Origin of the sequence: Sulfitobacter sp. JL08 (assembly GCF_003352045.1) — a bacterium.
Classification (GTDB): domain Bacteria; phylum Pseudomonadota; class Alphaproteobacteria; order Rhodobacterales; family Rhodobacteraceae; genus JL08.
Window position 1 is genome coordinate 1,450,238 of sequence record NZ_CP025815.1, and the last position, 19,708, is coordinate 1,469,945.

The 19,708-nt window shown below is 60.0% G+C and carries 18 protein-coding genes; 9 read left to right on the forward strand and 9 right to left on the reverse strand.

Features of this window, described 5'->3' with window-relative positions:
* Position 1: 1 nt before the first annotated feature.
* Genes C1J05_RS07235 through eutB form a run of 3 tightly spaced genes read right to left on the reverse strand, consistent with a single transcriptional unit; the run spans position 2 to position 3,405 of the window.
* Positions 2-1,372, reverse strand: a complete 1,371-nt coding sequence (locus tag C1J05_RS07235; protein ID WP_114869659.1) for an aspartate aminotransferase family protein — start codon at positions 1,370-1,372, stop codon at positions 2-4.
* Positions 1,373-1,397: 25 nt separating this feature from the next.
* Complete coding sequence (locus tag C1J05_RS07240; RefSeq protein WP_114869660.1) at positions 1,398-2,372, reverse strand: cyclodeaminase; 975 nt, start codon at positions 2,370-2,372, stop codon at positions 1,398-1,400.
* Positions 2,362-3,405 carry a hydroxyectoine utilization dehydratase EutB gene (gene eutB, locus C1J05_RS07245; RefSeq protein ID WP_254684733.1) on the reverse strand — a complete coding sequence of 348 codons (1,044 nt, stop codon included), beginning with the start codon at positions 3,403-3,405 and terminating at the stop codon, positions 2,362-2,364. Before eutB ends, C1J05_RS07240 begins: the two co-directional genes overlap by 11 nt.
* 89 nt (positions 3,406-3,494) lie before the next feature.
* On the opposite strand from eutB, the gene doeA reads away from it, so the two are divergent.
* Together doeA and argE are read left to right on the forward strand one after the other, a co-directional pair.
* Positions 3,495-4,679: an ectoine hydrolase DoeA gene (gene doeA / locus C1J05_RS07250; RefSeq protein WP_254684734.1), complete on the forward strand. Its 1,185-nt coding sequence runs from the start codon at positions 3,495-3,497 to the stop codon at positions 4,677-4,679.
* A complete protein-coding gene (argE, locus tag C1J05_RS07255; RefSeq protein WP_114869662.1) occupies positions 4,679-5,833 on the forward strand; it encodes an acetylornithine deacetylase in 1,155 nt (384 codons plus the stop codon). The genes doeA and argE overlap by 1 nt, the downstream gene beginning before the upstream one ends.
* 30 nt (positions 5,834-5,863) lie before the next feature.
* Here argE and C1J05_RS07260 read toward each other — a convergent pair whose 3' ends face one another.
* Both C1J05_RS07260 and C1J05_RS07265 read right to left on the reverse strand, forming a co-directional pair.
* Positions 5,864-6,727 carry an urea carboxylase-associated family protein gene (locus C1J05_RS07260; RefSeq protein WP_114869663.1) on the reverse strand — a complete coding sequence of 288 codons (864 nt, stop codon included), beginning with the start codon at positions 6,725-6,727 and terminating at the stop codon, positions 5,864-5,866.
* An 88-nt stretch (positions 6,728-6,815) separates the two neighbouring features.
* The gene (locus tag C1J05_RS07265) at positions 6,816-7,319 is read right to left on the reverse strand and encodes a hypothetical protein (RefSeq protein WP_114869664.1); all 504 of its coding nucleotides are present in this window, start codon (positions 7,317-7,319) and stop codon (positions 6,816-6,818) included.
* Between the two features lie 89 nt (positions 7,320-7,408).
* On the opposite strand from C1J05_RS07265, the gene C1J05_RS07270 reads away from it, so the two are divergent.
* On the forward strand, positions 7,409-8,710 hold the full coding sequence (locus C1J05_RS07270) for an NAD(P)/FAD-dependent oxidoreductase (RefSeq protein WP_114869665.1): 1,302 nt from the start codon (positions 7,409-7,411) through the stop codon (positions 8,708-8,710).
* 16 nt (positions 8,711-8,726) lie between these two features.
* Here the strand turns inward: C1J05_RS07270 and C1J05_RS07275 are convergent, their stop codons facing one another.
* The 3 genes from C1J05_RS07275 to C1J05_RS07285 all read right to left on the reverse strand — a co-directional run bounded on the left by C1J05_RS07275 (position 8,727) and on the right by C1J05_RS07285 (position 12,412).
* Entirely contained in the window at positions 8,727-10,550 is a 1,824-nt protein-coding gene (locus C1J05_RS07275) for a CHASE2 domain-containing protein (RefSeq protein ID WP_114869666.1), read from the reverse strand.
* Positions 10,547-11,065 carry a FecR family protein gene (locus C1J05_RS07280; protein WP_114869667.1) on the reverse strand — a complete coding sequence of 173 codons (519 nt, stop codon included), beginning with the start codon at positions 11,063-11,065 and terminating at the stop codon, positions 10,547-10,549. The genes C1J05_RS07275 and C1J05_RS07280 overlap by 4 nt, the downstream gene beginning before the upstream one ends.
* 387 nt (positions 11,066-11,452) lie before the next feature.
* Complete coding sequence (locus C1J05_RS07285) at positions 11,453-12,412, reverse strand: IS5 family transposase (protein ID WP_114868636.1); 960 nt, start codon at positions 12,410-12,412, stop codon at positions 11,453-11,455.
* Between the two features lie 251 nt (positions 12,413-12,663).
* Here C1J05_RS07285 and C1J05_RS07290 point away from each other — a divergent pair, with 251 nt between their 5' ends.
* The gene (locus tag C1J05_RS07290) at positions 12,664-13,362 is read left to right on the forward strand and encodes a VPLPA-CTERM sorting domain-containing protein (RefSeq protein ID WP_114869668.1); all 699 of its coding nucleotides are present in this window, start codon (positions 12,664-12,666) and stop codon (positions 13,360-13,362) included.
* A 161-nt stretch (positions 13,363-13,523) separates the two neighbouring features.
* Complete coding sequence (locus C1J05_RS07295) at positions 13,524-14,684, forward strand: BamA/TamA family outer membrane protein (protein WP_114869669.1); 1,161 nt, start codon at positions 13,524-13,526, stop codon at positions 14,682-14,684.
* A 24-nt stretch (positions 14,685-14,708) separates the two neighbouring features.
* On the opposite strand, the gene C1J05_RS07300 is transcribed toward C1J05_RS07295, so the two are convergent.
* Positions 14,709-15,365: a GntR family transcriptional regulator gene (locus C1J05_RS07300; protein WP_114869670.1), complete on the reverse strand. Its 657-nt coding sequence runs from the start codon at positions 15,363-15,365 to the stop codon at positions 14,709-14,711.
* Between the two features lie 140 nt (positions 15,366-15,505).
* Here C1J05_RS07300 and dctP point away from each other — a divergent pair, with 140 nt between their 5' ends.
* The 4 genes from dctP to C1J05_RS07320 all read left to right on the forward strand — a co-directional run bounded on the left by dctP (position 15,506) and on the right by C1J05_RS07320 (position 19,690).
* Positions 15,506-16,489, forward strand: coding sequence for a TRAP transporter substrate-binding protein DctP (gene dctP, locus C1J05_RS07305; RefSeq protein WP_114872180.1), 984 nt, complete (start codon positions 15,506-15,508; stop codon positions 16,487-16,489).
* A gap of 95 nt (positions 16,490-16,584) precedes the next feature.
* Entirely contained in the window at positions 16,585-17,133 is a 549-nt protein-coding gene (locus C1J05_RS07310) for a TRAP transporter small permease (protein WP_114869671.1), read from the forward strand.
* Entirely contained in the window at positions 17,133-18,449 is a 1,317-nt protein-coding gene (locus C1J05_RS07315) for a TRAP transporter large permease (protein ID WP_114869672.1), read from the forward strand. The genes C1J05_RS07310 and C1J05_RS07315 overlap by 1 nt, the downstream gene beginning before the upstream one ends.
* Entirely contained in the window at positions 18,446-19,690 is a 1,245-nt protein-coding gene (locus tag C1J05_RS07320) for a malonyl-CoA decarboxylase (protein ID WP_114869673.1), read from the forward strand. Before C1J05_RS07315 ends, C1J05_RS07320 begins: the two co-directional genes overlap by 4 nt.
* Positions 19,691-19,708: the final 18 nt, after the last annotated feature.

Genomic DNA, 19,708 nt, shown 5'->3' on the forward strand with positions numbered 1-19,708 from the left:
CTTATCCCAACACGTCGGCCACGGCGGCCTTGGTCTGGGCCACCAGCTGATCTGCTTCGGGTTTGGTCAGGCAAAAGGGTGGTGCAAAGCCCAGAATATCGCCCTGCGGCATCGCCCGCCCGATCACGCCACGCGCGGCCAGTGCGCCGGCGATCTGCGGGCCGGTTTTGTCGGCGGCATCGAAAAATACACGATCATCCTTGTTCTTCACAAATTCCACCGCACACAACATGCCTTCACCACGAATGTCGCCCACATGCGGATGATCACCCAGTGCGGCGTGCATCGACTGGTTCAGATAGGCACCCACATCGGTGGCATTCGCGATCAGGTTCAGATCGTCGATCAGTTTCAGGTTCGCGACACCGGCCGCCGCACAGATCGGATGCGCCGAATAGGTCCAGCCATGCCCGATCGGGCCGTTTTCATCGGTGCCCTGTTCCAGAACCGCCCAAACCTTGTCGCTGACGATCGACCCCGACAGCGGCGCATAGGCCGATGTCAGACCTTTTGCGATGGTGATAATATCGGCTTCGATCCCGTAATGGTCCGATCCGAACATGCTGCCCAGCCGGCCAAAGCCGGTTACGACCTCGTCGGCGATCATCAGAATGTCGTGCTTTTTCAACACTGCCTGAATGGCGTCCCAGTACCCTTCGGGCGGGGGAACGATGCCACCGGTGCCCAGCACCGGCTCTCCGATGAAGGCGGCGATGGTATCGGCCCCTTCGCGGGCAATCAGATCTTCCAGCGACTGCACGCATTGTGCAACAAACTGCGCCTCGTTCTGGTCGGCATCCGTGCGGCGGTAATAATAGGGCGCATCGGTGTGCAGCACCTGCGCCAGCGGCAGATCGAATTTCTTGTGAAACAGCTCAAGCCCGGTCAGTGACCCGGTGACAAGCCCCGACCCGTGATAGCCGCGCCAGCGCGATATGATCTTTTTCTTTTCCGGGCGACCCAGAATATTGTTGTAATACCAGACCAGCTTGACATTGGTTTCGTTGGCGTCCGATCCGCCCAGCCCGAAATAGACCTTGGACATATTCGAAGGCGCGCGATCCAGGATCATCTTGGACAGGGTGATCGATGCCTCCGTGCCGTGCCCGACATAGGAATGGTAATAGGCCAGTTCGCCGGCTTGCTGGGCAATGGCGTCGGTAATCTCGCGCCGTCCATAGCCTGCATTCACGCAGTAAAGTCCGGCAAACCCGTCCAGCAATCTGTTGCCGTCGCGATCCTCGATATGGCAGCCGCTGGCGGTCTGGATGGTCCGCGACGGGCTTTCGCCACGGGCGTGCTGGGCCAGATGGGTCGAGGGGTGAAAGAAATTGTCACGGTCCCATTGGTCCAGTTGATCGTTGCGCAGCATGTTAGGTTCCTTTTCAGTGCAGATGTCAGTGTTTGCCACTGGTATACAGGGCATAGGCATGGGTTGCGATTGCGGTATCTTGTGCGCCTGTTCCGGTCAGATCGCAAATCGTTATGTCACTTTGGGCGCGCCGCCCGGGTTTGGCGCCGGTCACGACCTCGCCCAGTTCGGCGGGCGTGCCTTTGGTCCACAGACCCGCGGCCAGCGCGCTGCGCAATTCGCCCAGCACCTCGCATTGGCTGACACGGTCGCAGATATAGGCATCGGCGCGCTCCAGCGCGCGCGGGTCGATTTCGTTCTTGTAATCCGCATCCGATCCCAGCGCGGTGATGTGCAACCCGGGATGAAGCCAGACTGCATCGATCACCGGCGCGCGTGATGCCGTCGCTGTCACGACAAGCTGGCTGTCACGGACCAGCGCTTGCGCATCCTCGACGGCCTGCGCCTTTATCCCCAGTGCGCGCGCCAGATCGTCAGCACAGGTCTGAGCCTTATCCATATCGCGCCCATGCACCAGCACGCGGGCGAACGGGCGCACCAGATGCGCCGCTTCGATCTGTAATCGGGCCTGCATTCCGGTCCCGATGACCCCTGCCGTTTCCACGCTTTCTGGGGCCAGATGGCGCGCGGCCACGGCCCCGGCGGCAGCGGTGCGCAGATCGGTCAGGTACCCGTTGTCCAGCAACACCGCCTCGACCATGCCGGTCTTGACGGAAAACAGCACCATCAACCCGTTCAGGTTGGGCAGGCCAAGCGCGGCATTGCCGTAAAAACCGGTGCTGACCTTCAGCGCGAAACTGTCGAACCCGGGCAGGTATGCGGTTTTCGCGTCCACCTCTCCGTTGCTGTCATGCAGTTCCATCGACATGATCGGCGGCATGATCACACCACCGCTGGCCAGCGCCACAAAGGCGCGTTCGGTCAGGTCGATCATGCCGGTGTCCAGCCCGACCAGCGCGCGCAACTGGTCTTCGGAAACGATGGCAATGTCATGCGGCATAGCGGTGTCCTTTCAATATCATGTCGCCCAGTTCGATGTCCTGTCCGGCCATGATCCGGTGAAAGACATGCATATCCAGATTGCGCCCCGTCAAGATCGTGGCCACAGGCCCCGCCAGATCGGGCAATTTGCCCGCCAGAACCGCCGCCAGCCCGACGACGCTGCCGCCTTCGGCGACCAGACGGTCCTGATAGAACAGGGTTTGCATGGCGTTGTAAATCTCGGCCTCGCTGACCAGAACGACATCATCCAGCAACGCGCGGCACAATGGAAAGGACAACCGGTTCTGCGCCCCGATGCCTCCCCCAAGACTGTCGGCAAGGCTGGCATATTCCGGCACAGTAACCGGATGGCCTGCGCGCAATGCGGCCTCCATGGCCGCGCCCCTGTCCATGCTGATACCGATCACGCGCACCGCCGGGTCCAGCGCCTTGGCCGCCAGTGCTACGCCCGCCGCCAGCCCGCCACCCGACAACGGCACCAGCACTGTGCGGATGTCAGGGCGGGCCTGCATGATCTCAAGCCCGATGGTGCCTTGGCCGGCAATCACAAACGGATCGTCAAAGGGCGAAATGTCGGCAAGCCCTTCGGCATCGACCAGACGCCGGCTTTCGGCCAGCGCATCGTTCTGCGACTGCCCGATGATGCGCACATCCGCGCCGAGCGCGCGGATCCCGTCAACCTTGGCCTGTGGCACCAGATGCGACATGCAGATCACCGCACGCAATCCGCGCAAACCGGCGGCAAAAGCCACGCCGCGCCCGTGATTACCGGTGGAACAACAGGTGACACCGGCTGTGCCATCCGGCAGGGCCATCACCGCATTCAGCGCGCCGCGCAGTTTGAACGCACCGATCGGCTGCGCGATTTCCAGCTTCATCAGAAATTCGCTGCCCGCCACCGAACTCATATGGGGTGACGGAACCAGCGGCGTGTGATCCGCGACCCCGCGAATGGCCGAAGCGGCCTGTTCCACGTCCGCCAGCGTCAGGCCAGATGCACCGCTCGTGCTGTTTTTGGCTTGACGTGACACCTGTCCCCCCGTTTTGTCAGACCGTCCATACACAAAACAATTGGCCCGCCACGTCAACCTTTCGGGCACAAAATATCAGGGAGAGCATCGTGACACACGCCAATCCAGCTTTCAGCCAGACAGAATTCGGCCGCCGTCTGGCGCTGACCCGCGCAGCGATGGAAAAGGCAGGGATCGATGTTCTTTACGTACAGGATCCGTCGAACATGGCCTGGCTGACCGGCTATGACGGATGGTCGTTTTATGTGCATCAGGGTGTTCTGGTGTTTGGTGACGCCGATCCGGTCTGGTGGGGGCGGCGGCAGGATGCCAATGGCGCGTTGCGCACCGTCTGGATGAAGGACGACCGCGTGCATTGCTATGCCGATCACTATGTTCAATCCACCCTGCGCCATCCGATGCAGGATCTGGCGGGCCATATCCGCGACGCCGGATATGGCGGCAAGCGGGTCGGCGTCGAGATGGACAATTACTATTTCTCGGCCAAGGCCTACCAGACGCTGACAACGGAATTGCCGGACGCGACATTTATCGATGCCACGGCGCTGGTCAACTGGCAGCGCGCCGTAAAATCGGACGAAGAAATCGCCATGATGCGCAAGGCCGCGCGCATCGCCGAACACGTGATGGACGGCGTGATCGAACGCATCGAACCGGGTATGCGAAAAAACGATCTAGTGGCCGAGATTTACCGCGACACCATTCGCGGGGTCGAAAACGACTGGGGCGATTATCCGGCCATCGTGCCGCTGTTGCCGTCCGGCACCGATGCCGCTGCGCCGCACCTGACATGGGATGGCACGCCGTTCAAATCGGGGGAGGGTACGTTTTTTGAACTGGCGGGCTGTTACCGGCGTTATCACGTGCCGTTCTGCCGGTCTGTCTATCTGGGTACGCCGCCCGATTTTCTGAAAAAGGCCGAGGCGGCGCTGGTCGAAGGGCTGGAGGCCGGGCTTGAGGCTGCGCGCCCCGGCAACCGCGCACAGGATATCGCCAAGGCGCTGGCCGCACCGCTGGAACGGGCCGGGATCGAACGCGGCGCTCGCTGCGGCTATCCGATCGGGCTGTCCTATCCGCCCGATTGGGGCGAGCGCACCATATCCTTGCGTGAAGAGGACGAAACCGTGTTGCAGCCGGGGATGACATTCCATTTCATGCCGGGTTTGTGGATGGATGACTGGGGTCTTGAAATTACCGAAAGCATCCTGATCAGGGACAACGGCGCAGCCGAATGTTTCTGCAACCGCCCGCGTAAGATGTTCGTGAAACCCTGATGCTGGCCCGCACGATCGATATCCTTGACCGGCTGATTGCCTGCCCGACGGTGTCCAGTGACAGCAATCTGGAACTGATCGCCGATCTGTCCGATACGCTGTCGCATCTGGGCGCGCGGGTGATCACGCAATTGTCGCCCTGCGGCACCAAGGCCAACCTGTTTGCGTCGCTCGGGCCGGACCGGCCGGGGGGTGTCCTGCTGTCGGGTCACACGGATGTGGTGCCCGTCACCGATCAGGATTGGGCGTCTGATCCGTTCATCATGCGCACCGATGATGGCCGCTTGTACGGGCGTGGCACCTGCGACATGAAAGGGTTCATTGCCGCCGCGATGGCGATGGCCGAAGGGCTGGACCCCAACCGTCTGACGCGCCCGCTGCATTTTGCGTTCACCTATGACGAGGAAACCGGCTGTCTGGGTGCGCGCCATCTGGTCGGGGAACTGCGTGGCCTTGGTATCACGCCCGACATCGTGATCATCGGCGAACCCACCGACATGCGTATCATCGAAGGCCACAAGGGGTGTTACGAATATTCGACCCATTTCACCGGATTGGAAGGCCACGGATCGCGCCCCGAACTGGGCGTGAACGCCGCCGAATACGCGGTACGCTATGTCGCCCGGTTGCTGGACCTGCGCGAGGTGTTGAAAACCCGCACCCAGCCTAACAGCCTGTTCGAACCGCCCTGGAGCACGATAAATATTGGCCGTGTCGCGGGTGGCGTGGCCCATAACGTGATCGTCGGCAAGGCCGAGATCGACTGGGAAATGCGCCCGGTGCGCACAGAAGACGCCGATCTGGTCAAGGCCGATCTGGAGCGCTATTGCACCGATGTTCTGCTGCCCGCGATGCAGGCCGTGCACCCGGATGCTTCGATCACCACCACCACGGTGGGCGAGGTCGAAGGCCTGATCCCCATACCCCAGAATGCGGCCCGCGATCTGGTGGCCGAACTGACCGGGGCAAACGGCTGCGAACTGGTGTCTTTCGGGACCGAAGCCGGGCTGTTTCAAAGCCTGGGATGTGATGTGGTTGTCTGTGGGCCGGGATCGATCCTGCAAGCCCACAAGCCCGATGAATTCATCGAATTGTCGCAACTGGAACAGTGCTGCACCATGCTGGACAGGATGGCAGACAAGTTGGGCCGATAGGCAACCCGCGCCGCAACATCCCCCAAAACGCTAGCGCCCGTGGCTGCGATCATAGGCAGAGCGCGCCGGTTTTTCATGTGCGTCGCGCGCCGCTGCCCCTGGATCAAATACCTCGATCAGCAGCGGATAACACTGTGCGGTATCGGATGTGTGTTCAGCGCTGCAATCGCCGCCGGGACAGGCCGAAAGGCCGACAATCAGATCGATTTCGGCGTAAAATTCCAGATAGTCACCGGGACGCACGGGGCTGGCCTTCATGAAATACTGGCCGGTGTCACGGGTGAAGCCGGTGCACATGAATACGTTCAGCACGTCATGCACATGCGGTTCGGCGCTTTCCATCGGCAGTCCGGTAAAATCGGCCAGCGCGCGCGTCAGGTTGGAATGGCAGCAATAATGGTAGTCGGACCCATTCAGCAAACGACCGGTATAAGGGTCGCATCGCGTACCGATCACATCATGAACTGATCCGCCAAACCCATCAAACCCGTACCATTCCAGCGTGTCGGCAGTGATGGTTGCCATCGGCCGCATTGCCGGAAAGGCAGACCACATCCTGTCACCCGTCGAAAGATGTGTGCCGTGCAGCGCGCGGGTTTTGCCGGAATAGAACCGTTCGGTCAGATCATTGGCATTCCACAGGTTCAGATCGCCCACCTGCGATCCCTCTACGGACGAAATGCGGAAAAAGCACCCGGCGGCAACCGCGATACACCGCGCATCGCGCGGCGGGACAGTCACGCTGTCCGCCGCCTTTGATTGCGCGCGCAATTCGGACAATCCAGCCAGATCAGGGGATGGCAGCGTGTCGGGCGAATAACAGATGACCGGCGCGATGGCCTTGCGGGCGTCTGAATCCTGTGGCGCGGAAAATTCGGGGTGGGCAGGTTTCATGGGGGCGGCCTTTGATTCTGGGTGCCGCCCCACCAAACCAGATATTGGCGGCCCTGCAACCCCGGGAAACCCGGTGCAACAGCCCGTTTCAGCCTGTCGGGGCGGCCACCGCGGCGTCAATATCTGCCAGTGTCTTGCGTTCGGCGTCTGATACTTTTTCACCGCCAAAGCCCAGAAACGTGTTTTCGCTGGCCGCATTGGCGACGTTCTGCGCCGTGTCGCGCACGAATTGCGCAAGCACCGCGGCGTGTTCCGGTGCTTTGGTGTGCAGCATAGTCATCGTCGCATGCAATTCGGCAACGGCAGCCGTGCCTGCCTCGGTCGGGGTGCGGCCCTTGATCAGCGCCTTGAGGCCCGATCTTGCCGCCTCGCGTCCTTCGGCGGACATGAACGTGGCGGCCAGATCATCAATCAATGATCCCTCGGGGGCAGAGGCCTGCGCGTCCCTTACTGATTTCACCATGGCCGAGCTTTCCTGAACGGCCCCGATCAACCCACCGGGGTCAGCGGCTGTCACGGCAAAACCCGCCACAAACGGCGCCCTGACAATTCTATCCCATTCCTCGTCTGAAAAGCTGTCCTTCGTTGTCATGTCGATCCTCCTGTCATGCGGCGGTGCTGCCAAATTATCCGGCCTTTGTAACACAGGGTCAACGAATTGCCGTTGACCACGGCGGACACATGCAAACAAATGCACCCGTGCGACCAAAGGCGGCGCATCAGAACGCAAAAGGGCAGACCATGGGCAAATCCATTCTCGTGATCGGGGCCGGTATCACCGGTGTGTCATCTGCTGAATGGCTGCGGCGCGATGGCTGGGATGTAACGCTGGTGGACCGGATCGTTCCGGGGGGGCGTGATCAGACATCCTATGGAAACGCGGGTCTGATCGCGCGCACGGCGATCATTCCGGTGGCCACGCCCGGTTTGATGACACAGGCCCCCGGCATGGTGCTGAACCCGTCGTCACCGCTGTTTCTGCGCTGGGGCTATCTGCCGAAACTGCTGCCCTGGCTGGTGCCGTTTTTCAAAAACAGCTCCGTGCAACGCGTCACCGAAATTGCCGGGGCACTGGCACAACTGACTTTGGATTCGGTTGATCAGCACCAGATTTTGGCCGCCGGCACACCTGCCGCCGAATTTATCCGCACAGGCGACTATGTCAGCCTGTATCCCGACAGGGCCGCTTATGATGCATCGCCGCTGACGATCGAATTGCGCCGCGCCCACGGGATCCATGCGACCTATCTGGATCGGGCGGGGATTCTTGAACGCGATCCCAATATCGGGCCGCGCTATACGTTTGGCACGGTCTTTGGCGATTATGCTTGGTTGTCGGCACCTGATCGCTATGTCGCGGCGCTGTTTGATCATTTCCGTACGCAAGGCGGCAACTTTGTCGCGGGCGAGGTGGCCGATATTGCGCCGGGTGATGCCCCTTCGGTTACGTTGAAAGGCGGCGCGCGTCTGGATGCGGACAAGGTTGTTTTGTCTGCGGGCGCGTGGTCTGGTTCGCTGGCCAGGAAACTGGGCCTTCGCATGCCGCTCGAAGCCGAGCGCGGTTATCACGTGTCGATGTATGCGCCCAGTTTCACCGCACCCAACCCTTACATGATTTCGGACGCAAAATTCGTGCTGACTCCGATGGACGGTTTCTTGCGCGCCGCCGGTGTGGCCGAATTTGCCGGGCTTGACGCGCCGATGTCACAGGCGCCGCTGGATTTGCTGCGTCGTCAGATGAAACAGGTCTATCCCGCGCTGACATTCGAACGCGATGATGTCTGGATGGGGCGGCGCCCCACAACACCGGACAGCCTGCCGGTTCTGGGCGAGGCGCGCAATGCGCCCAACATCATTCACGCCTATGGCGGCCAGCATATCGGTATGACAATTGGCCCGCGTCTGGGGCGGATGGTGACAGATCTGGCATCGGGGCGTCAGGTCAACATCGACCTCTCAAGCTATGCAGCCGACAGGTTCTGACGCGGCGCACTGCCGATCAGACCGTCCACAAATGCACGTCAACATTGCCGGCACGTCCGCGCACCTCGACAGTTTTGATTTCGGCGGCATCGCGTTCTGGCCGCGCGTTTAGTGCGGAAAGCACATCCGCAGTTGCGACAATGGATGCGCCCTGCGCCTTGGCGATTTCCATCAGGCGGCTGGCCAGGTTCACGCTGTCTCCGGTGACGGATACCTGTTGTTGCCGGTCATCCCCCAGACGGGACAGGACCACGGGGCCGAAATGTATGCCGATCCGGCAACCCAGCGGCACATCCAGCCCCTGAGATGTCCCCAGTGCAACGATTGCTGCAACCAGATCGAACGCTGCTTTCATCGCGTCATCGGCGGGATTGGGATGCGTGTCGCGCATCCCGAATACGGCCAGCGCGCCATCACCCATATAGTTGAAAACAATGCCATTTTGCTTGTGCACTTCCCGTGCGACAACCGAATGGAACCGCTTCAGAAAGTCCTCGGTGCCTTGTGGCCCCAATGTTTGCGACAACAGGGTAAAACCGCTGAGATCGACAAAAAAGATCACCAGATCGCGCGTCACCGGACGGGAAAGAAAATCAGGATCATCGGCAATCATGTCGGCCAGCGCGGGTGATTGGAATTTCTTCAGCGCGACAACCGCGCGATCCGTAATGGCCGACCTGCGCCGTTCCTGAACATAGCGCATCCCCGCAGCTCCCAGCACCGGCGGCAGTGTGGCCAGCAGCGGCAACGCCGCGCTTAGCCACCAGCCGAACGGAAAGGCCAGCCAGATCAGAGCGATCCAAAGGCCTAGAACGCCCAATGCCAACGTGACGCCCGGCCCAAGGGACAGGGCAAGCACAATAAACGTGCACAAAAATGCCACGCTCGCAGCCATCGCCACGTCGACGCGGCGCACAGTGTCATCCCGCACCAGACCGGGCCCGCCCAAAAGCTGCGAAATGGCCGTCGCAATCAGTTCGACGCCGGGTGTATTTCCATCAAACGGGGTTGGAAACCTGTCGCCCAGCCCTGTGCCGGTCAGGCCCAGAACCACCATTTTGCCGCTCAAACGCCCGTTCGCGCGCCCCTCAACCAAATCCAGCGCCGGTATCGTCGCAACCGTGCCGCTTGGCCCCGCCAGACGCAGCGGCATGTGGAACCCGAAATCAAGCCGCGTCTCGCGGGCACCCAGACGCAGAACATTCCTGTCAAATTCCGGGGTGTCTGCGCTGAACAGGGCGGCTGCGCGCAATGGCAGGGCCGGCTGCAGCCCCTGCGATGTCAGAAACATCAAGGGAATATGGCGCGGTGTGCCGGAAACGTCGGTAGCAATGTTGACCCATCCGGTGTCCGCGGCGGCGCTGAAAACGGGTAGGGGCCACAGTTCGTTTTCAAGCACGGGCAGGCCAGAACCGGCCTGTACAATCGGAAATGTCCCCGCGGCCGCGATCACGCTGGGCAGCGATCCGATGGCCTCGGCAAGCGCGGCATTGCCGGCGGCATCCCCCGCATCGGCCAGCACGACATCCACTGCCAGTACCTTGGGGTTTTGCGCCGCGATGGCGTTGATGACATGGGCCAGACGCGCACGCCCGGTCATGGCGGCCAGCGCCGGATCGGCCAGCGCGGCATCGTCTATGGCAACCACGACAACATCGCTGGGCAGGTCGACAGGGCCGAACGTAGAAAAGCGCAGGTCGATCAGGCCGGATTCAAACCGGTCCAGTAATCCGGCACGCGCACCGAGATGCGGAAGTGACAGGAAAATCGCCCAGATCGCGGCGCACAGGGCACCGAAAAGCGCAATCAGCAACGTGCGCAGACGTGTTCGACGTATCATCTGCCAAAGCGCGCCAACAGGGCCGCGACCCGCGCCGCCCCCCACGATTTAACCTCCAGCGTTTCGCCGGGTGTTACGTCCACCCCGTCGCCCGGCCCCAGAACTACGGGGGCTTCCTGATCTGACAGCGCACCGACATCCACCTGACCGCGCACAACAAAGACAGACGTGCCAGTATCTGTCACATCCACCGCGTAAACCGTGCCGCGCACGGCGGCGATGGCGTGCGGCGTTCTGATCTGCGGGGCAAAACCGCCCGGTGTAACCTCGATCAGGGCGGCCCCGCCTGTCAGATCAAGCGTGTCCGCATCGGAATCGCCCGTCGTGAACCCCATTTGCGCCGCAGCTTCGAGTTCGATCACCAAGCCCCCGGAGCAGGTGAAAACCTGCCTGTCGGGATCGCTGGCCTGTCCCAACAGACAATGTGCCTCCATTTGGGCCAATGCTGCGGGGCTGGATAGATAGACAACACAGCCAGCGGCAAAGAGGGCCTTAAAAATACGATGTGCCCGCATATCGAATACTCCTTAAAGATGACCAAGGTTCTGGCACGTTTTGCCGCCGCAAACAAACATCAAAGGCCCTGACTGGCGGGGCGTTTGTCATGGCCTGCGCCCATGCCTTACCTGATCCAAACGGTTGAACTGACGGCACCTGACCGGCGAATCAATGCCAGGTTTTGAATGTGAAGCGGCTTATCCTCTGGGTTGCATGCGCTGGACGGGCCGCAACAGTGAGGATGAAAGGTACCGAAACAATAGGAACGTCTGATCAACGCCTTCGGCTTCGCCGCCGTGCCGGCTTGAAGGTAGTTTGGGGCGTCAGACGTCCCATTTCCAGCGATTTTCCCGCTGTTTCGGCCGCCTGAGTGGCGGTTTCGGCGTTTTTGGGCAGACTCTGCCTCATGCTGCCAGCTTTCTCCGGGTCATGAACAGGTTGCCGAGGGCGAAGAGCGTGAACAGATGCGCCCGGTTCTTGGCCAGCCCACGGTAGCGCGTCTTCACGTGGCCGAACTGGCGCTTCAGGATCCGGAACGGGTGCTCAACCTTGGCCCGGACCTTTGCGATGATCCGGTTGATCTGCACGTCGAGCGGATCCAGTTCGCCACCTTTGGGTGCCTTGCGCATCACGCCCCAGAACCGGCCTGCATCCTTGGTGAAGGCCGCCTCTCGTTCGGAATGCACGTAGCCCTTGTCCGCCCAGACGGATGTTTCGTTGCCGTGCAGCAGTTCGTCCCAGACCTGGCTATCGTGGGTCTTGGCAGTGGTGGTCTCCAGGCTGTGGACGATGCCGCTGTCTGCATCGACGCCAACATGGGCCTTCATGCCGAAGTACCAGTCATTACCCTTCTTGGTGGATGACATCTCGGGATCGCGGGCCTTGGCTTCATTCTTGGTCGAGGACGGCGCATCGATGATCGTCGCATCCACCAACGTGCCAGAGCGCAGCGTGACGCCCTTGTCGGCAAGATAGGCATTCACCTCGGCAAACAGCTTCTCGGTCAGCTGATGCTTCTCCAGCAGGTGCCGGAAGTTCAGGATCGTTGTTTCGTCGGGGATGCGGTCATCGCCAAGCTCGATACCGGCAAACCGGCGCATGGCCTCGCTGTCATACAGGCTCTCTTCGGCCATCGGATCGCTCAGCGCGTACCAGCTCTGAAGGAAATACACTCGCAGCATCGTCTCCAGTGGCATCGGTGGCCGACCACCCTTTGACCCAACCTTCGGATAGTGCGGCTCGATCAGCGCCAACAGACGACCCCAAGGCACCACCGCATCCATCTCCGACAGGAACTTCTCGCGGCGCGTCACCTTCTTCTTCACCGCATCACCAAGGCCGGGAATGGCAGGCTGTTTGGGCATCGGCGGGCTCCTCTCTCATCCGCAGAAACCATACCAAATCACGCCAAAATGGGGAAGTTCTTCAGAGATTCCAATAGATATCCTTTTTCCTTATTGTTCCTGAAAACCCGCCAATGGGCCGGTTCTTCGTGAATTTCATATACCCACCTACGGCAAACTGCGAACATCGTCGTCACGTTAGTTTAATGAGTGAAATCTGATGTGGGTCGCTGTTGGAAACAGCCAAAGACCTGCATCCAAGGGGGAATACAATGTTTTTCAAAAGTACCGTCGCAGCGGCCGCTGTGACGTTGATGCTGGCGGCCGGATCGGCCGCAGCGTCAACCTATAAAGCGTTCAGCCATTACGAAGGTGGTCAGCCCGAACACAGTGTTTGGTTTTCTGGCAACAGCAATCCCAGCGGATCATCTGGCAGCAAGCCAAACCATTTCACCTTTGAAAACGCGCTGCCGGGTCACGGCATTTTTGCGGTGAACGGTAACGAGGCGACGCTGACCGGCAATGTCAGGAACGCTGCGGGCGAGGGATTCTTTGTCGAAGTCTACATGTCCGAAGTCGCCGATCCGGGCACCTACAAAGACGCGCCCGGTTATGCCGGCGACCGGTCAGACTGGCGCTTTTTCGAACTGGATGTGACGAAATCCAGCATGATGACGGCCCTTGCCGGAAGCGAGGCGCTGGGAAGCTATGACATTTCCCTGCGCGGTGATCCATTGAAGGTACAATTCGGGATCGGCGCAAACGACAAGGACGCGACCCTGCTGGGCCTGTCGACATGGATTGATTTTACCGAAAAACCGCAAAGCTGCGCGCAAACAGGGTGCCGGTCTTACGCGGGCGACATCAATATCGTTCTGTCGCAAGTGCCGGTGCCTGCGGCAATGCCACTGCTGCTGGCGGGTTTGGGCGGCATGGCCTTTGTTGGCCGCAGACGCCGTAGTAAACGCTGACACCAGAGCACTGATTATTAAATACGCAGGGCGGGTCCGGAAACGGACCCGCCTTTTTCATGTAACAGTGGACAACCCAAAATCTGCGCACGGCTTTCGCAGGTGCCATGTGACGTGTAAACTGATCTGGCCTCGTGATCACAGGCGGGAAGGACCGTTTCATGCATCTGCTGTTTCGTCGACTGCAAAAGCTTTGTGCGATATCGCGCATCAGGATCGCGGCAAGCGCACTGCTGGTTGCATTGACGGCAGTGCAGAACGCCCATGCGGGCAGTATTGCAGACAATACACAGGAAGGTCTTGATCGGCGCAGTGCGCTGGAAGCGGTGGCCGACACGCCGTTCGGATTTGGCAACGGTTCATTTGTTGTTGCGCCTATACCGATGCGCAGCCCGATGTTCGGAACCGGCCTTACCCTGGGTGGCGGTTATCTTTTCCAGAGCGATGCCGGATCCAACACATCATTTTTGGGGCTGGCGGGGCTGAAAACCTCGAACGGCACCAACGGGTATGGCGCAGGGGGTAAACTTTCCTTAAGCGACAACCGCTGGCAAACCACGTTTTTTCTGGGCGAGGTTGATGCCTTTTATGACGCCTTTCCGCTGGGCGTGCCGGTTGCGATCAATCAAAGCGGCCGCCTGAGATTATTGTCGGGATCATACGGGTTCAACCGGCACATTTCGGCCGGTCTGGAAATCAGCCAGCTTGATACGCAGATCCGGCGCGACGGGTCCGGGGTGCTGCCGTCAGATCTGCTGCCGGATGCCGATCTCAACATTGTCACGGTCAATCTGGTCTTTGCTGCGGATTCCCGGGATGATTCATTATACCCCACCGAAGGGTCGCACTTGCAGGTCACGGCGGGGCAGGGCCGTACGGTTGACGGGGCCGCACGGGAATTCGAAAAGGCGGTTCTGACCTTCGATCACTTTATCAGCGGTCTGGGGCCGGGGGTGATCGCCATGCGGGTTGCAGCCTGTGGAGTCACCGACAACACCCCGTTTTTCGAAAAATGTTCGATCGGCGGTAGCGATGCCTTTCGCGGATACAATGCGTTTGAAACACTTGGCGACCGGTTGCTTTCGGCGCAGATTGCCTATCGGGGGCAGTTGGGTGCGCGGTTCGGTTATTCCGTTTTCGGCGGGTTCGGCAACACCGCGGATTCGTTTTCAGAACTCGGCGATACGGACATCAGATATGCCGCCGGTATTGGCGGGCGGTTCCGGCTTAGTCGCAAGTTTCCGATGGATTTGGCGGTGGATCTGGTGCGCAACCGGGACGGCGAAAACTATACCTATATCTATGTAGGGCAGAGGTTCTGACGCCCTGATTTCTCGGCTGGTTTCTTACGCAGCCGCGGTTTTCAGGCCCGCCATCAGATGCTGGAATTTTTCACCCTGTACCGCCACGTGATCGCGCAACGCCCGCGCTGCACGATCGGCATCGCCGTCGCGCAGGGCGCGCACGATCTGGTTATGTTCGTCCATCGACTGGCGCATACGCCCCCGCAGTTTCAATTGCAGCCGGCGATACGGCTTTAGCCGCCGGTGCAGGCGCAGCGCTTCCTGTTCCAGAAAGGCATTGCCCGACTGCGCGTAGATCAGATGATGAAATCGTTCATTTTCAATATAGTATTCGCTGGCGTTCTGCTCTGACACCGCTGTCTGGCACTTCAGATTGGCCTGCTCCAGCTGTTCCAGCGCCTCGTCTGAAATGCGCAGCGCGGCAAAGCGCCCGCAGGCGGCCTCAAGCTCGGCCATCACTTCGAACATCTGCAGCAATTCAACCGGTCCGGGCTGGCGCACGAATACGCCACGGCGGGGCACCTGATTGACCAGACCGGATGTGGCCAGCTTTTGAAACGCCTCGCGCAGCGGCGTGCGCGACACGCCAAAACGCTCTGCCAGCTTGATTTCGTCCAGCCGTTCGCCATCAGAAAATCCCGATGTGAGGATCAGCTGTTCCAGTTCTTCGGCAATGATATCGGCACGGCGTTTATCCATGAGGTTTCCTAGCAGCGGCCCTATGAAAATGCAAGTTTAGTATTCTTGTATACAAAAAGGTTGACATGGAATGCACGGATGCGGTTACTTGCTCGCAATGGTCCGCATCGTTTTCGGACCTGTCTATCTGGGAGGATACCATGAAGAACCTATTCGCATCCGGCGTTGCTGCCGTTGCCCTGTTGGCGGCCAGCGCCGTGTCTGCCACCGAATTGCGCCTGTCGCACCAATGGTCCAACAGCGACATCCGCCACAAGGTGGCCGAGATCGTCGCAAACGAGGTTGCCGCCGCGAATGTCGATCTTGAGATCAAGATTTTCGGATCGAAATCGCTGTTCAAACCGCGCGAGCAGTACAAGCCGCTTAGCCGTGGCCAGCTGGACATGACTGTTCTGCCGCTGTCTTACGCAGGCGGCCAGCAACCGGCCTATAACCTGACACTGATGCCCGGCCTGGTGAAAAACCACGATCATGCCGCGCGCCTGGCGGATAGCCCGTTCATGGAAGCGCTTGAGGCCAAGATGGCCGAAGATGATGTGATGGTTCTGGTGCACGGATACCTTGCCGGCGGCTTTGCGGGCAAAGACAAATGCATCACCAAACCCGAAGACGTAGCCGGGTTGCAAACCCGCGCGGCGGGCAAGGCGTTCGAACAGATGCTGGCAGGGGCAGGGGCCTCGATCGCGTCGATGGCCAGCTCGGAAATCTACAATGCGATGCAGACCGGCGTTCTGAACGCGGCCAACACATCGTCGTCGTCATTTGTATCCTACCGGATTTACGAACAGGTGTCTTGCTACACGCCTGCCGGAGATGTGGCGCTGTGGTTCATGTACCAGCCGCTGTTGATGAACAAATCGACCTTTGAAGGCCTGACCGCCGAACAGCAGGATGCCTTGTTGGCTGCTTCGGCCAAGGCCGAAGCGTTCTATCTGGAAGAAGCCAAGAATGAAGACGCGGCATCGGCACAGGTGTTTGCCGACAACGGTGTTGAAATTGCCGAAATGACTCAGGCCGATTTCGACGCATGGCGTGAACTGGCGAAAACCACATCTTATGCCGCGTTCGTGGCAGATGTACCCGATGGTCAGGCATTGCTGGACATGGCGCTTGCCGTTGAATGATCTGATCTGACGTAAAGATCACGGATGGGGCGCAAAACATGTGCCCCATCCCGACCTGAATAACGAAATCAACACGAAAAACAGGGGGTCGGCACATGTCGGGCCAGCTATCGACCAGCGTTGCCAAGACGGGCGACAACCGGTTTCTACGAGGCGTTGCAGCCATATCCACCGTGGCTGGATGGTGTTCTGCGGCGATGATCGTTCTGGCGGTTGGAATTACCTGCCAGATGATCTTTGTGCGCTTTGTGCTGAACGGATCAACGGTCTGGCAGACCGAGATGGTGATTTACCTTGTCATCGCGGCCACCCTGATCGGCTTGCCCTATGTGCAGCGCCTGCGCGGCCATGTGAACGTGGATCTGATCCCCCTGATGTTGCCGTCGCGCTGGCGGCTGGCCCTGTGCATCGTCACGCTGACCACGTCAATCGTGATTGTCGCGGTGATGCTTTATTACGGCTATGATTACTGGCACCTTGCGTGGTCACGCGGCTGGACGTCCGATACAATCTGGGCCGTGCGCCTCTGGATCCCCTATGCCGCCCTGCCTGTCGGTTTCGCCCTTCTGGGTCTGCAACTGATCGCCGATCTGGTCGCTGTCCTGCTCAGGATTGATGCGCCATTCGGGCTGGAGGACGCATAATGGATCCGCTTACACTGGCCGGACTGGTTGCGTTTTTCACCATATTCGTGCTGTTTTCCGGCGTATCGGTCGCGCTGGGCCTGCTGATCGTATCGGGCGGTTTCCTGATTGTGTTCGATGGCGTGCGCAGCCTTGAACTGATGCCGGAAATCCTGTTCGGCAAGCTGGATAATTTTGCCCTTCTGTCCATTCCGATGTTCATCATCATGGGGGCGTCCATCGCCTCGACCCGCGCCGGTGCTGATCTTTACGAGGCGCTGGAGCGCTGGCTGACCCGGGTGCCGGGGGGGCTGGTGATCTCCAATCTGGGGGCCTGTGCCCTGTTTGCCGCCATGTCGGGCTCAAGCCCTGCAACCTGTGCCGCCATCGGCAAGATGGGTATCCCCGAGATGCGCAAGCGCGGCTATCCCGATGGTGTCGCCGCCGGGTCGATCGCCGCCGGGGGCACATTGGGTATCCTGATCCCGCCATCGGTCACGATGATCGTCTACGGCATCGCAACCGAGGTATCGATCGGGCGGCTGTTTCTGGCCGGTGTCTTTCCCGGCCTGTTGCTGGTGACGTTGTTCATGGCATGGTCGCTTTATTCTACGGCGCGGTCGGGCAACGCCCAGCTTTTGCAATCCACCAGCTATAGCTGGCGCGAGAAATTCGAAATCCTGCCCCGGGTGGTTCCGTTTCTGGTGATCATCATTGGCGTTCTTTACGCCATGTATGGCGGCGTTGCGACGCCATCTGAAACGGCAGCCGTGGGCGCGTTGCTGTGCCTGATCATTGCGATGGTGATCTACCGGTTGTGGAACCCGCGCGATCTGTGGGTTGTTCTGCGCGACAGCACCAAGGAAAGCGTGATGATCCTGTTCATCATCGCCGCCGCGGGCGTTTTTTCCTACATGCTGTCCAGCCTGTTCATCACCCAGTCGATTGCCGAATGGATCGGCACGCTGGATGTGAACCGCTGGGTGCTGATGGGGGCGATCAACGTGTTCCTGCTGATTGCGGGCTTTTTCCTGCCCCCCGTCGCGGTCATTCTGATGGCGGCCCCGATCCTGTTGCCGATCATCACAACCGCCGGGTTCGATCCGATCTGGTTTGCCGTCATTCTGACGATCAACATGGAAATCGGTTTGATTTCGCCGCCGGTGGGTCTGAACCTTTACGTGATCAACGGCATCGCCCCTGACATCAAGCTCAAGACCATCCTTTTGGGATCGCTGCCCTTTGTCGCCTGTATGGTCGTTGCGATCATTCTGTTGTGCCTGTTTCCGGGCATTGCGACATGGCTGCCCGATGCGGTGATGGGACCCGCGTTATGAGCCTGCTTGCCGATCTTCTGTCGACCGTGTTTGAGCGGGCGACAAAACCGCTGGCACAGCAGGCCGACAGCGGTGCCCCGCTGGATGAAATGATGCGCGATCTGGTGCGCAATCACGACGAAGTGCAGGGCATGGTGCTGGCCCAGCAAATCCTGAACCGGTACCACGCGATGGAAGACGCCGAGAAAAAGGCGTTTTTCCTGATGCTGGCGCAGGATATGGATATTCAGCCCGATCAGGTGCGCGCCGCGTTGGATGCGTACGAGGCGGATCAGACCAAAGCCACCTATCGCGCCTTTGTCGAAGCGGCCGAAGCGCCGCGTCAGGAAATGCTGCGCCGTCTGAACCAGGTTCCGGGGGCGACGGGGCAATTGGTGGCAATGCGCGCCGATCTGCTGAAACTGGTGCGCGACCACCCCGAACTGGCCCCTGTCGATCTGGATTTCCGCCACCTGTTTGCGTCGTGGTTCAACCGTGGCTTTCTGGTGCTGCGCCCCGTCAACTGGGACAGTCCGGCGCAGATTCTGGAAAAGATCATCGCATACGAGGCCGTGCACGCCATCGACAGCTGGGACGATCTGCGCGCCCGTCTGCTGCCTAGCGACCGGCGGTGCTTTGCATTTTTTCACCCCTCAATGCCAAACGAACCGCTGATTTTCGTCGAGGTCGCGCTGACCCGCGGTGTGCCCAGTTCGATCCATTCGGTTCTGACAGAAGACCGCACCGAACTGCCCCCGCAAGAGGCGGATACCGCCGTGTTCTATTCGATCTCTAACTGTCAGGCCGGGCTGGCCAGCATCTCCTTTGGCAACTCGCTGATCAAACAGGTGGCAGGTGATCTGGCCCGTGATCTGCCGGGGTTGAAAACCTTTGTGACCCTGTCGCCTATTCCGGGGCTGGCGGCATGGATGGAAAGCGTGGACAAGAACGAACTGAACCCGGATGCCGAAATTGACGAAGTGGCCGCTGATTTCCTGCTGAACGCCAAACGGCTGGATGGCATGCCGATCGATCCGGTGGCACGGTTCCATCTGGGCAACGGGGCAATGGTGCACGCGGTTCATGCCAAGGCCGATCTGTCCGCCAAAGGGCAGGCACAATCCAAGGGCGCAATGGTGAATTACCTGTACGATCTGTCCAAAATCGCTGAAAACGTACAGGCATTTACCACGGGGGGGCAGGTGGTCGCCTCGTCCGCGGTCAAGGCGCAGGCACGCAACGCAACCCGCATCAAACGCTAAAGAATTCGGAGGCCGGAA

Coding starts and splice junctions, on each gene's coding strand:
- C1J05_RS07235 (WP_114869659.1), bottom strand. CDS start 1,372: ATGCTGCGCAACGATCAACTGGACCAATGGGACCGTGACAATTTCTTT.
- C1J05_RS07240 (WP_114869660.1), bottom strand. CDS start 2,372: ATGCCGCATGACATTGCCATCGTTTCCGAAGACCAGTTGCGCGCGCTG.
- argE (WP_114869662.1), top strand. CDS start 4,679: ATGCTGGCCCGCACGATCGATATCCTTGACCGGCTGATTGCCTGCCCG.
- C1J05_RS07260 (WP_114869663.1), bottom strand. CDS start 6,727: ATGAAACCTGCCCACCCCGAATTTTCCGCGCCACAGGATTCAGACGCC.
- C1J05_RS07265 (WP_114869664.1), bottom strand. CDS start 7,319: ATGACAACGAAGGACAGCTTTTCAGACGAGGAATGGGATAGAATTGTC.
- C1J05_RS07270 (WP_114869665.1), top strand. CDS start 7,409: ATGCAAACAAATGCACCCGTGCGACCAAAGGCGGCGCATCAGAACGCA.
- C1J05_RS07275 (WP_114869666.1), bottom strand. CDS start 10,550: ATGATACGTCGAACACGTCTGCGCACGTTGCTGATTGCGCTTTTCGGT.
- C1J05_RS07280 (WP_114869667.1), bottom strand. CDS start 11,065: ATGCGGGCACATCGTATTTTTAAGGCCCTCTTTGCCGCTGGCTGTGTT.
- C1J05_RS07285 (WP_114868636.1), bottom strand. CDS start 12,412: ATGCCCAAACAGCCTGCCATTCCCGGCCTTGGTGATGCGGTGAAGAAG.
- C1J05_RS07290 (WP_114869668.1), top strand. CDS start 12,664: ATGTTTTTCAAAAGTACCGTCGCAGCGGCCGCTGTGACGTTGATGCTG.
- C1J05_RS07295 (WP_114869669.1), top strand. CDS start 13,524: ATGCATCTGCTGTTTCGTCGACTGCAAAAGCTTTGTGCGATATCGCGC.
- C1J05_RS07300 (WP_114869670.1), bottom strand. CDS start 15,365: ATGGATAAACGCCGTGCCGATATCATTGCCGAAGAACTGGAACAGCTG.
- dctP (WP_114872180.1), top strand. CDS start 15,506: ATGAAGAACCTATTCGCATCCGGCGTTGCTGCCGTTGCCCTGTTGGCG.
- C1J05_RS07310 (WP_114869671.1), top strand. CDS start 16,585: ATGTCGGGCCAGCTATCGACCAGCGTTGCCAAGACGGGCGACAACCGG.
- C1J05_RS07315 (WP_114869672.1), top strand. CDS start 17,133: ATGGATCCGCTTACACTGGCCGGACTGGTTGCGTTTTTCACCATATTC.
- C1J05_RS07320 (WP_114869673.1), top strand. CDS start 18,446: ATGAGCCTGCTTGCCGATCTTCTGTCGACCGTGTTTGAGCGGGCGACA.